Here is a 12,597-nt window from a genome sequence, read left to right on the forward strand (position 1 = left end):
ATTGTGATTTGCATTAGAGTTTGTAATTGCAATGGGTATTGATACTTAGTTGCAATATGATACTAAGGTGACAAATCTTTATGGTAAGTACAGTTGCATATGTAGATAGGAGAATCAACATGAGAAAAAATTTAAAGAAATCATTAGTTATCATGATGATGACGGCAATGACAGCTACACTTTGCGTATCATGCGGAGGTGGTAAGTCAAAGAAGAAATCTGAAACTACAAAGACTGAAAGCAGTGCTCCAAAGGAAGGAGATATTGCTGAAGGTGGAAAGGTTACAGTTGGTGTAACTCAGGATTTTGATAGTCTTGACCCACACAATTGTGTGTATGCAGGAACTAGAGAAGTATTATTTAACATTTTTGAAGGTTTAGTAAAACCTACATCAGAAGGTGAATTAGTACCAGCAGTTGCAAGTGAATATAACATTTCAGATGATGGAACAGTTTATAGCTTTAAGTTAAGAGACGGAATTAAGTTCCATGACGGTAATGCAGTTACTGTTGATGATGTTAAGTATTCAATTGACAGATATGCAGAGGTTAAGAAAGAAGACACTGTTTGGGCTAATTTTAAGGAAGTAACTACAGAAGGCGATAAGGACATTAAGGTTACATTAAACGCTGGTGATACAGAGTTTTTAAGTGAACTTACTCTTGCAATCATTGAAAAGAGTAATGAAGCTAATGTTACAACTAAGCCAGTTGGTACAGGTCCTTTCATGTTTAAAGAATATAAACCAGGCGAGAAGTTAGTAGTTGAAAAGAATAAGGAATATTGGAATAGTCCATATCCATATCTTGATGAGGTTACATTTAAGGTTGAGGCAGATACAGATGCCGCTATGATGCAGCTTCAGAGTGGTACAATTGATGTTTATCAGTACCTTACAACTGACCAGGCTAAGACAATTGAGAACGACTTTAATATCTTACATGGTAGCGTAAATTATGTTCAGGCATTATTCCTTAATAATGATTATGAACCATTTAAGAACGAAGATGTAAGAAAAGCATTATGTTATGCAGTTGATAGACAGCAGATTAATGAATTCTTATTTGATGGATATAGTCATGTTATTGGTACAAACATGATTCCTGCATTTAAGAAGTACTATAATGAAGATACAGAAAAGACATACAGCGTAGATGTTGAAAAGGCTAAGGAATTACTTAAGAAGGCGGGTTATGAAAAGGGATTTGATTTAACAATTACAGTTCCTAATAACTATGAACCACATCAGGGCGCTGCAGAAATCATTGTTGAGAACTTAAAAGAAATCGGTATTAACGCAAAGATTAACATGGTTGAATTTTCAACTTGGGTTGATGAAGCATATACTAATAAGAAGTATCAGGCAACAGTAGTTGCTGTTGATGGTACACTTACACCAAGTAGTTGGTTTAAGAAGAACGTATCAGACGCTAAGAATAACTTTACAAACTACAAGAATGACGAATATGATGAGTTATTCAAGAAAGCAACAGCTTCAACAGACGACAAGGAAAAAGTTGAATCATACAAGAAGATGCAGCAGATTTTAGCTGATACAGCGGCTTCAGTATACTTAGAAGATCCAGCAAATATCGTTGCTATTAACAAAAAATTAGATGGATATGTATTTTATCCAGTTGCAGCGCAGGATATGTCTGTTGTATACTTTAAGAAATAAGTAGCATAACGGATATATGTTGTTAGCATAATAATTTGAATATATATGGGTTTGCTGTTATTGTCAGCAAGCCCATTTTTGAAATTGATAATAAAGGAGGAAGCATGTTAAAATATATTATTAAAAAAATAGGTGTTTTAATATTTACAATATTTTTAATATCTGTATTTACATTTTTTGCTTTTTCCGTAATACCTGGAGATGCTGCTTTAACAAAGCTTGGTAATGATGCAACTCCTGAAAGAGTGGCGGAACTTAGAAGTGAGCTCGGGCTTGATCAAAATGTATTTGTAAGATATGTGAATTGGGCGAGCAAGGCAGTAAAAGGTGATTTTGGTCATTCACTTCAGTTTGAAGGATATTCAGTAAGTTCGTTATTGCTTAATAGGGCATCATATACAATTACAATAGGTTTTTTGTCAATTGTATTATTATTGATAGTTGCATTTCCGATTGGAATATTTGCTGCGAAATATAGAGATACTCCGATAGATAGTGGCTTATTGCTACTAACTCATACATTTATGGCTATACCAAGTTTCTTTATGGGTATTTTATTAACGTATGTATTTGGTATAGTGCTTAAATTATTTACACCAGGCAAATATGTTTCACCAGCAGAAGACTTTCTTGGTGCAGTTGCTTATCTTATATTCCCAGCGATGGCTGTTGCACTTCCAAAAGTTGCAATGACTGTTAAATACATTAGAAATGCAGTGTCTGATGAGATGGATAATGATTATGTTAGAACAGCAAGGAGTAAAGGGTGTGATGAGAAAGACATATTGATTCATCACGTTTTAAAGAATGCCATGATAACAGTTCTTACTTTTATTGGACTTGTAATAGCAGAAGTGCTTGCTGGTTCTGTAATTGTTGAACAGGTATTTGGTGTACCTGGCATGGGTAAGTTTTTAGTAAATGCTATTTCAAAACGAGACTTTCCAGTTGTTCAGGCAGCAGTTATTTATATAGCGCTTGTGGTTGTTGTATGTAATACATTAGTTGATATATTATACGCAGTAATTGATCCTAGAATTAAACTTAGTGATATTTAAAAGTTATATTTAATTGGGATATGCTTGTATTATATATGTGAAATAATTATATTTTTATTTTAGGATTAGGATAAAGATACATGAAAAAGATATATTTAAGAATAGGAATAGCGATAATTAGTATCTTGCTACTCTTAGCAATTGTAAGTATTTTTTGGACGCCATATAGTCCTACAAAAATGAGTGGTTCATTAAAGAATGCAGCGCCATCATTAGAACATATATGTGGATGCGATAATTTTGGACGTGATGTTTTTTCTAGAATTATGTCTGGAATCGGAATCACATTTTTGATTGCATTTTGTACAGTTTTTATCGGAGCATTTGTTGGTTGTGTTATTGGACTTCTTACAGGATTCTATGGTGGCATAATTGATGAAATAATAATGAGAATAAATGATTTACTTTTATCATTTCCAAGTGTTCTTTTAGCTCTTGTTATTATAAGTGTTTTAGGTAAAGGTAAATATAAAATAATAATTGCTCTTGGTATTTTATTTATTCCAAGTTTTGCCAGAATGATTAGAGCTGAAACTATAAGAATAAAAAAACTTGGTTTTATTGAAAGTGCAAGAGCGATGGGTATACCTACATGGAAGATTATATTCAAACATGTATTTCCTAATGTTATACCAAAATTGGTAACTAACATTACAATCGGTTTTAACAATGCTGTTATAGCAGAAGCATCCATGAGTTACTTGGGTTTAGGTGTACAACCACCTGATCAAAGTTTGGGACGTATGATTTCTGAAGCGCAAAGCTACTTGTTCGTTGCGCCTTGGATTGCTGTTATGCCGGGTATTGTTATTATAATTATGATTGTAGGATTTTCATTGATTGGTGAAAGTTTTGAGGAATAGTATTATAATTATTTTTATGGATTATTAATTATAAATAAATGATTATATTAAGGAGAAGATATGGACGAAAAATTACTAGATGAAATTTTAGAAGAGAATGGTGTTGAAGGAGCAAATGCAACGGATGAAGCAATAAGTGATTTAGATGTTGAATTTGATGAAGAAAATAATAACGTTGATATCAATTCTTTACCACCTACTTTAGAAGGTGAATATCCTGATGAAACAATATCAGAAATAGTTAATGGTTCATCAAGTAGATATGTTAATATTTCAGATAAGTATGAGGATGCAAAATCAACTGCTGGAGCACTTACTGTATTTGGCGTTTTAGGATTATCAGTTATGGGACTTAGCATGAGTGGTGTACTTGATAAATTTATTAAACTTCCATTTAATCCAAAAGAGAATTTGCTAAATTGTATTACAATGGGTGGTATGTTTATCGTATTTACAGTTATTGGAATTAGATATATTTTTAAAGCGAAAGAGTATGAAGGAATGCTTGGTAAGGAAAAAAGTGATTATGATAAAATTACTGAATGGTTAAAGACAAGTGTCCAGAAGGATATTGTTCCTATTGAAGGTAGTGAAGAGGAATTATATTTTAAGAGAAGTGAAGTAATAAAAGACAAGCTTATGAGAGAGTTTGAAGATGTTGATGAGAATCTAATTGAGAAACTTATAGATGATAATTATGATGAAATATTTTCTAAATGATAAAAAATACCATTAGTGGATTATTTGCTTGAGTTTTTATAGTTGATTCTATATACTTATCAAGGAATTTAAAAATGAGAAATTACTTTTATGGAGGAATTTAGTTATGGCAAAAGTAGTTAAAGAAACAATTATGGGCGATCTTTTAAAGACAAATCCAGAAGTAGTACCAGTACTTCTTAACGCTGGTATGCATTGTATCGGATGTCCATCTTCAATTGGTGAATCATTAGAAGAAGCATGCATGGTTCATGGTATTGACGCTGATGATTTAGTTGAAGAAATCAATACATTTATTGACGCTCAGGCATAATTAATCATATAAAAAAACCAGTCAATGTGTGACTGGTTTTTTTGGTTTAATCCCATAATCTTAAATACGTACTTTATATAAAGTATAATTATTTGATTTTACCGATTGATTCGCCATTAACTACTGCGTAATACCCACCATCATTAACGTATACTTCAATCTTTTTAGCTTCTGTTGCCTTATGACCCTGAGCAACATATGCATCTTTAGCAAGATCGATAATACTTGTTACATCTGTAACATCAACACTGAATCCGTTGAATTCAGCAACAACTTTGTTGTTAGTTTTTTTAGTAGTTGTAGCCTTTTTAGCTGTAGTAGTTTTCTTAGCGGCTGTCTTAGTAGCTGTAGCCTTCTTAGCAGGAGCTTTTTTAGCAGCTGTTTTTGTAGCTGTAGCTTTCTTAGCTGTAGTAGTTTTCTTAGCAGCTGTAGCCTTCTTAGCAGCTGTCTTAGTAGCTGTAGCTTTCTTAGCAGGAGCCTTAGCTTCTTCCTTCTTTACTTCTGCTTTAGCAGGAGCAGCTTTTACATCCGCCTTTACAGTTTCTTTTGCAACAACCTTCTTAACTGGTTCTTTTGTAGCCATTATTTTTCTCCTCCATTAAAATGAATAATTTGTTTATACAATTTCAATAATACAACTATCTAGGCTATTTTGCAACATTTATCTATATATTTTTGTAACATTTATGAGAAAAAAACTAAAAAAAGAACAAATAAGAAACGCAGCAGTTTTTGTTCTCTTTTTTGTTTTATTTTTGTGGCTAATAACTATTAATTTTCTCTTTCAAAAGATAAAAAAAATATATCCAAAAGTGAAAATTAAGTTAAGAAAACCAATTTTTTTAAAGTAAATTGTTACGAGATTGTAACGAGATTATTACCAAATTGAAAACGCGATGTAAATTTTCGTTTCTGTTAAGTAAACAAAAAAATGTAAAATAGTATCCAAAAATTCGCTTAAATTCAAAGAAAAGACGAAACTGCAAAATGTGAATTAAACGATTTCGTTGGCAAAAATTTAACAAGGAAAACACTTTTAATTAGAATTTTATTGTGATATATTAACAATTGCTGGGGGGCAAATAAGGCGGAAAACGAAGGACTAGATTATATTGATTTAAAAATTTAATAGAGTAATAAGAGAGTGTGATATTTCTGCAGACAGGCAAAGAATCTTTAGTATCATTGATACATAATGTTTAAGGATTCAAACCGGTTAATATCCTTGAACGAATAAAAAAGGAAAAAAGTGAAAGGAGGTTGCAATATGCAACGTAAAAAACTTGGAGGCCTAATAGCAGGATTCCTATGTGCAGCTCTTACATTAGTACCACCTTTAACAGATACTAATGCAGCTAGTGCAGGTACGACTCTTTATAACAATCAGTCAGTACAGGTTGATGGCGTTGACTGTACTCTTTGGAAAGATTATGGTACAACAAGCATGAAACTTAATGGCGGAGGTGCTTTCGAATGTTCATGGCAGAACATTGGTAATGTTTTATTTAGAACAGGAAAGACTCTTGATTGTACAAAGAAATATGGACAGTATGGAGATATCACAATTGATTATTCTGCTGATTATCAGCCAAATGGTAATTCATACCTTTGCGTATATGGATGGTCAAGAAATCCATTAGTAGAATATTATATCGTAGACAGCTGGGGATCATGGAGACCACCTGGAGCTAATTCAAGAGGTCAGGTAACAATCGATGGCGGCACATATGATATTTATGAGACAGACAGAATTAATCAGCCTTCAATTGATGGTAACACAACATTTAAACAGTATTGGAGTGTTAGAACAAGCAAGAGAACTAGTGGTAGAATTAGTGTAAGCAAACATTTTGATGCTTGGGCTCAGAGAGGCATGAACCTCGGTAATCTTTATGAAGTTACTCTTAACGTAGAAGGTTATCAGAGTAGCGGTTATGCTAACGTTAAGTACAATGTTACTACATTTGGTGGTTATTCAATAGGTGGCGGAAATAACAATAATAATAACCAGTCACAGAATAACAACAATAATAACAATAACTACAACAATAATAACAATAATAACAATAGTGGTAACAATAATTCAGGTTCATCATGGAATGGTGAAACTATTCAGTGTGAAAACATGACAAAGAGTGGTCAGTACACAGGTAACATTAATTCTCCATTCTCAGGTGTTGCATTATATGCAAACCAGGATGCAGTTTCATATACACAGAGCTTTGGTTATGGAACTCATAACTTCTCATTAAGAGCTTGCTCAAATAATAACAACATGGCTCGTGTAGATCTTTATATCGGTAACGAATATAAGGGAACATTCTACTATGGAGATGGTTATCCAGCTACATACACACTTAAGAATGTAAGTCACAAGACAGGTAACCAGGAAGTTAAACTTGTTGTTACAGCTGATGATGGAAATTGGGATGCGTTCCTCGATTCACTTGAGATAACAAATCCATAAATTTAATATAGAGAGAAAACAGTAAAACATATTATAAGAAATAATGGCTGTACACCGAAAGGTGTACAGCTTTTTTTGTATCTATATAGGAAGAAACTAATTAAAATGATAAAAACAACTCATCTAAAAAAGCTGAAAATACAATGAAAAATGGAAACAATTCATTTAAAAAAGGTGTTTTTGGGAAGGTTTTTTATTGCTAGCACATTTTAGCTTTTTGAAAAAGCCAAAATATTGCTAGTGATTTTTGAAATGAAGATTTGATAGAAAACTATTTGTGATTTTTTCGTTTTTTTAACAATTAAATGCTAAAAAAAAGCCTTTTTGCAGCAAATTCCTTGTGGTATATTTGTGTGTGTCGGGAAACCGGGGTTGTGATATTGAAACTTAGAGATTTGGTCCATGGCAATAATCTCTGAGTTTGAAATATAGAAGAAAAAAGAAAAAAAGAATATTGAAAGGAGAGCAGACTTATGCAACGTAAAAAAATTGCAGGTCTTATTGCAGGTGTGTTATGTGCAGTGGTAGCTTTAGTACCACCACTTACTGCAACTAAGGCTGAGAGTCGTGGCCAGACTGTATATGATAGCAAGACTGGCAAAATTGATGGTGTTGATTTTTCATTATGGAAGGATTATGGTAACACTAGTATGAAACTTAATGGAGGTGGAGCTTTCGAATGTCAATGGAGCAATATCGGAAATGCTTTATTTAGAACAGGAAAGACACTTGATTCATCAAAGAGATATAATCAGTATGGTAATATCTCAGTTAATTACAGTGCTAATTACCAGCCAAACGGTAACTCATACCTTTGTGTATATGGTTGGTCAAGAAATCCATTAGTTGAATACTATATTGTAGACAGCTGGGGATCATGGAGACCTACAAGCGGTCAGTATAAAGGACAGATTAGTGTTGATGGAGGAACATATGATTTATATCAGGATACAAGATATAATGCTCCTTCAATCGATGGTAATACAACATTCACACAGTTCTGGAGCGTTAGAACAAGCAAGAGAACAAGTGGAACAATTAGTGTAAGCAAGCATTTTGATGCTTGGGCACAGCATGGCATGACTCTTGGTAACCTTACAGAAGTCGCCCTAACTGTAGAAGGTTACAAGAGTAGTGGCTATGCAAACGTTACTAATGCAGTTGTAACATTTGGTGGCAATAGTAATAACAATAATAATAACTATAACAACAATAACCAGAATAATAACAACAACAATAATAACAATTCTGGTTCATGGCAGGGAACTACAGTTCAGTGTGAAAGCATGAAGACAAGCGGAAGATATACAGGTAAAATCAGCAATCCATTCAATGGTGTTGCTCTTTACGCAAATCAGGATGCTGTTTCATATACACAGAACTTTGGTTATGACAGACATAACTTCGCATTAAGAGCTTGTTCAAATACGAACAAATTAGCTCGTGTAGATCTTTACATTGGCGGAGATTTTATGGGTACATTTTACTATGGAGATGGATACCCAGCAACTTATACACTTAAAAATGTAAGACATAAGACAGGTAACCAGGAAGTTAAGCTTGTAGTTACAGCTGATGACGGATCATGGGATGCTTATCTTGATAGTTTTACAATTACAAATCCATAGAGTAATTTTTTAAAGATAACTAAGCCATATAATAAATATAAATTTTTAAGAAAAAATTAAGGTTGTGCACTTTCGGGTGTGCAACCTTTTATTTCAAGGAAAAAGTAGCAAATGCAGATGGTGAAAGCGTGTCAAAATATAAACGCGATATATTGACAAAGTGTAATAGTATTTGTTAAAATTATTCTCGTGGCTGATGATTATAAAAGAAAGAAATTTTATAATTTATCTAGTTTAAAAAACGTGTATTTAGAGGTCGCTATGAGGTTTAAAATTAGAAGATTAGTGAAGAAACTCAATATAGGTTTATATATTGTTCTTTTCATTATAATCGCAATAATGTTTTGGGATTTTACATCATCAAGAGATGTAAATGTTAAGCAGATTAGTTCTGCTGATATGGGTAATAATAAAGTAGAACATTTACTTACTAAGGGTAATAACAGATCAGAGAAAACTAGTGAAAAAGAAACAGAAGAATCTAAGAAAGATGAGTTAGAGGAACTTGACGATTTAGATGACATCGATGAAATTGATGGAACAGAGGAAATCAAGTCAGAAGACTTATCAGATGGAGAGGAAATTGGAGATGAAGTAAGTAGTAAGGAAGCTACTGCTGGTGATTCATTTGCTATAGTATTAGATTCAGCTGATAATTTTGTTAATTTAAGAGAAGAAGCTAGCAGTGATAGTAAGATAGTTGCTAGAATTTATAGTGGATGTGGTGGAACAGTGGTTACTCCAGGTGAGGAGTGGACAGAAGTTGCATCAGGCGAATATAAAGGTTATGTAAAAACGGAATTATGTATCTTTGGTATTGCAGCTGACAAGAAACTTAATGAAGGTGGTTATACAGCTACGATTACAGAGGACGGCATAAGAGTTAGAGCTGAAAAGAGTACAGATGCACAGGTTCTTGGCATGGCAGGTGTTGGAAGTAAGTATACTTGTAGTGAAAAGGATACTGGAGATGGCTGGGTAGAAATTACATTTGAAGGACAGACAGGTTATGTAAGTAGCCAGTTTGTTACAGTTGATGAGAATGTTAAGACAGCAGTTGTTGAATAAAAGAGAACGTTAAGGAGTGATGAAAATCACTCCTTTTTATATGCTAAAACCTCCTTGAAATGACAGTATTTTTTGACAGTTTTTTAACGGAATATATTGAAATTTTAAGAGATATGATATACAATTATTTTCAAAGTAAATATTTAATTATTTGGAAACTTTTAGAATTATTTTGATGTGAAAATAATTATTTGAAGTGTAAGAATATGATGAATATTTATTATTTAGGGGTATAAGTAATGAAAAAATAAAAGGAGGTAGAAGTTATGTCAGATGCTCAGATTATGTGGCTTGTGCTATTGATTATATTTGTTGTAATTGAGGCACTAACCGTATCATTGGTAACTATATGGTTTGCAGTTGGCTCCGTCGCCGCATTCATAGCTTGTATGTTAGGTGCTAACATAATCGTTCAATGGTTTGTTGGTATTGCGGTCTCGGTATTAGTATTATTAATCTTTAGACCGATTGCAAGAGCTCAGGCAAAAAAAGGCGGAGAGCCTACAAATGTAGACAGCATGGTTGGAAAGACTTGCTTAGTTAAAGAGGAAATCGACAATGCTAAAAGCACTGGACAGGTTTTAGTTGGAGACCTTGAGTGGTCAGCAAGAGCAGTGAATGATAAAGATATTATTCCAGCTGATACACAGGTTGTCATTGAAAAAGTTGAAGGTGTAAAAGTGTTTGTTAGAAAGGCATAAATATTTATGGCGAGTATTTATGTGAAAAGTATTATAAGGAGGAATTTAAAATGCCAGTAGTAGTTTTATTAGTAATTTTAGTAGTAATTTTAGCATCATGTGTTAAGATTGTTCCACAGGCAAATGCATTTATTATTGAAAGACTTGGTGGATATTTAGAAACATGGGGAGTTGGTCTTCATGTAAAGATGCCTTTTATTGATAGAGTAGCAAGAATGGTTGATTTGAAGGAACAGGTAGTTGACTTCCCACCTCAGCCAGTTATCACAAAGGATAACGTTACAATGAGAATTGATACTGTAGTATTTTATCAGATTACAGATCCTAAGTTATTTACATACGGTGTTGAAAATCCAATTATGGCTATTGAAAACTTAACAGCTACAACACTTCGTAATATCATCGGTGATCTTGAACTTGATGAAACACTTACATCAAGAGAAGTTATTAATACTCAGATGAGACAGTCACTTGACCAGGCTACAGACCCATGGGGTATTAAAGTTAACCGTGTAGAACTTAAGAACATTATGCCACCAGCTGCTATCCAGGAAGCAATGGAGAAGCAGATGAAGGCTGAACGTGAAAGACGTGAACAGATTCTTATCGCAGAAGGTGAAAAGAAGTCAGCAATTCTTAAAGCTGAAGGTCAGAAAGAATCAGCAATTCTTGAAGCTGAAGCTGAAAAAGAAGCAGCAATTCTTAAGGCTGACGCTGTTAAGGAAAAGAAGATTAGAGAAGCTGATGGTGAAGCTCAGGCTATCATCAAAGTACAGCAGGCTACAGCTGAAGGTTTAAAACTTATTAAAGAGGCTGGTGCTGATGAACAGGTTATTAAACTTAAGAGTCTTGAAGCATTTGCTGAAGCTGCTCATGGACAGGCTACAAAGATTATTGTACCTTCAGATATTGCTAGCCTTGCAGGAACAATTTCTGCAGTTACTGAAGTTGCAAAAGGTGAAAAATAATTTATAAATAATATAAACAAAGGGGCTGCGAAAGTAGCCCCTTATATATTGGGATTAGGTGAGAAGTTTGAAGAACCAAAGATTAAGAAAACCGTTTAGATATGAAGGATACAAATTTGATATAGTTAATGCATGTATTTCACTATATATAATTGTTATGTTCGTTGCAATTTTAGTTGGTGTTTCGTGGAGATTAAAATACATGTTTTTGGTTACTGGAGCGGGTGTGATTTTTAATGTGTTAATGGGGATAAAGTTTAAAAGAAGAAAGAGATATTTAAGTACCTTTTTGGTATGGTTATTTGCTGCAGGATTGTTCGTGTTATGTATGTGTGATATATTTAGAATGATATTTTGATATAAATGATAAAATTGAAGATTATATACTTAAGGATGTTTTAATGAATCTTAAGATATTATTAATATATAAATTGATGCTAGGAGTTATAATATGTTTGATGATGAATTAGTATTATGTGCAAGTAGTGCATATGAGAAAAAGTATTATTTTAATGATAATTATGAGTTACTTCCACAGACAGTGAAGGATGAACTTAAAATAATGTGTGTTCTTTTTACTGAGGATGTTGGAGGTGTTTTTCTACTTAGATTCTCTGAAGAAGGAGACTTACTCTTAGAAACAGAGTGTGATGAGGGTGATCTTTTATATGATGATATTGGAGCGGGACTTAAGATAAAGAAGCTTCAAGACGAAAAAAGAGAATTATTCGAATCACTTGAAACATTTTATAAAGTTTTTGTTCTTGGTGAAGAGTAATCATAAATTAGCCTGCAAATAAAAAGTCAAGGCTAAATTTATAAAAATTGAAAATTAAATATAGGTTGGGAAAAGGCATTAAAAGAAGACCACCACATCAGTGCCGGTCTGATCAGGATCATTTATTAGTTATGATTAATCTGAAAGAGTCGATAGATATTCGGTAACTCGTCCATAGTAGACTCGTAAAAACTTATTTGCTCCAGCAGTCATATAGACATAGTACGGTTTACCTTGAGATCTTTTCTTATCAAGAAATTGATATACCGGATCGTCTATCGGAGCTGTTTTTATAAGTACATCCATTATCTGAAACAGAGTCTTTCGAAGATCAGCAGAACCTCTTTTGGTAGT

General features: G+C 33.2%; 13 protein-coding genes and 1 pseudogene. 12 read left to right on the plus strand and 2 right to left on the minus strand.

The window, feature by feature from the left end; all coding sequences use genetic code 11:
• The first annotated feature begins 119 nt into the window (after positions 1 to 119).
• The 5 genes from B5D16_RS09785 (at position 120) to B5D16_RS09805 (ending at position 4,633) form a co-directional block, all read left to right on the plus strand.
• A complete protein-coding gene (locus B5D16_RS09785; RefSeq protein ID WP_078766807.1) occupies positions 120 to 1,679 on the plus strand; it encodes an ABC transporter substrate-binding protein in 1,560 nt (519 codons plus the stop codon).
• 104 nt (positions 1,680 to 1,783) lie between these two features.
• Positions 1,784 to 2,737 carry an ABC transporter permease gene (locus tag B5D16_RS09790; protein WP_078766808.1) on the plus strand — a complete coding sequence of 318 codons (954 nt, stop codon included), beginning with the start codon at positions 1,784 to 1,786 and terminating at the stop codon, positions 2,735 to 2,737.
• Positions 2,738 to 2,817: 80 nt separating this feature from the next.
• The gene (locus B5D16_RS09795) at positions 2,818 to 3,600 is read left to right on the plus strand and encodes an ABC transporter permease (protein WP_078766809.1); all 783 of its coding nucleotides are present in this window, start codon (positions 2,818 to 2,820) and stop codon (positions 3,598 to 3,600) included.
• A 60-nt stretch (positions 3,601 to 3,660) separates the two neighbouring features.
• On the plus strand, positions 3,661 to 4,320 hold the full coding sequence (locus B5D16_RS09800; protein WP_078766810.1) for a hypothetical protein: 660 nt from the start codon (positions 3,661 to 3,663) through the stop codon (positions 4,318 to 4,320).
• 106 nt (positions 4,321 to 4,426) lie between these two features.
• On the plus strand, positions 4,427 to 4,633 hold the full coding sequence (locus B5D16_RS09805; RefSeq protein ID WP_078766811.1) for a DUF1858 domain-containing protein: 207 nt from the start codon (positions 4,427 to 4,429) through the stop codon (positions 4,631 to 4,633).
• A gap of 88 nt (positions 4,634 to 4,721) precedes the next feature.
• Here the strand turns inward: B5D16_RS09805 and B5D16_RS12575 are convergent, their stop codons facing one another.
• Positions 4,722 to 5,216, minus strand: coding sequence for a DUF6465 family protein (locus tag B5D16_RS12575; RefSeq protein WP_078766812.1), 495 nt, complete (start codon positions 5,214 to 5,216; stop codon positions 4,722 to 4,724).
• Positions 5,217 to 5,900: 684 nt separating this feature from the next.
• Between B5D16_RS12575 and B5D16_RS12800 the strand changes: the two genes are divergently transcribed.
• From B5D16_RS12800 to B5D16_RS09845, 7 genes are all read left to right on the plus strand, one after another.
• Positions 5,901 to 7,100, plus strand: a complete 1,200-nt coding sequence (locus B5D16_RS12800; RefSeq protein ID WP_078766813.1) for a glycoside hydrolase family 11 protein — start codon at positions 5,901 to 5,903, stop codon at positions 7,098 to 7,100.
• Between the two features lie 473 nt (positions 7,101 to 7,573).
• On the plus strand, positions 7,574 to 8,728 hold the full coding sequence (locus B5D16_RS09820) for a glycoside hydrolase family 11 protein (protein WP_078766814.1): 1,155 nt from the start codon (positions 7,574 to 7,576) through the stop codon (positions 8,726 to 8,728).
• Positions 8,729 to 8,989: 261 nt separating this feature from the next.
• Entirely contained in the window at positions 8,990 to 9,796 is an 807-nt protein-coding gene (locus tag B5D16_RS09825; RefSeq protein ID WP_078766815.1) for an SH3 domain-containing protein, read from the plus strand.
• A 266-nt stretch (positions 9,797 to 10,062) separates the two neighbouring features.
• On the plus strand, positions 10,063 to 10,497 hold the full coding sequence (locus B5D16_RS09830) for an NfeD family protein (protein WP_078766816.1): 435 nt from the start codon (positions 10,063 to 10,065) through the stop codon (positions 10,495 to 10,497).
• Positions 10,498 to 10,547: 50 nt separating this feature from the next.
• On the plus strand, positions 10,548 to 11,465 hold the full coding sequence (locus tag B5D16_RS09835) for an SPFH domain-containing protein (protein WP_078766817.1): 918 nt from the start codon (positions 10,548 to 10,550) through the stop codon (positions 11,463 to 11,465).
• 67 nt (positions 11,466 to 11,532) lie between these two features.
• On the plus strand, positions 11,533 to 11,823 hold the full coding sequence (locus B5D16_RS09840) for a hypothetical protein (RefSeq protein ID WP_078766818.1): 291 nt from the start codon (positions 11,533 to 11,535) through the stop codon (positions 11,821 to 11,823).
• A gap of 93 nt (positions 11,824 to 11,916) precedes the next feature.
• Complete coding sequence (locus tag B5D16_RS09845) at positions 11,917 to 12,243, plus strand: DUF6145 family protein (RefSeq protein ID WP_078766819.1); 327 nt, start codon at positions 11,917 to 11,919, stop codon at positions 12,241 to 12,243.
• Between the two features lie 135 nt (positions 12,244 to 12,378).
• On the opposite strand, the pseudogene B5D16_RS12600 reads toward B5D16_RS09845, so the two are convergent.
• Positions 12,379 to 12,597: pseudogene (locus tag B5D16_RS12600) on the minus strand (IS110 family RNA-guided transposase); the annotation flags it as partial.

This window comes from Eubacterium uniforme (assembly GCF_900167115.1).
Taxonomy (GTDB): Bacteria; Bacillota; Clostridia; order Lachnospirales; family Lachnospiraceae; genus Eubacterium_S; species Eubacterium_S uniforme.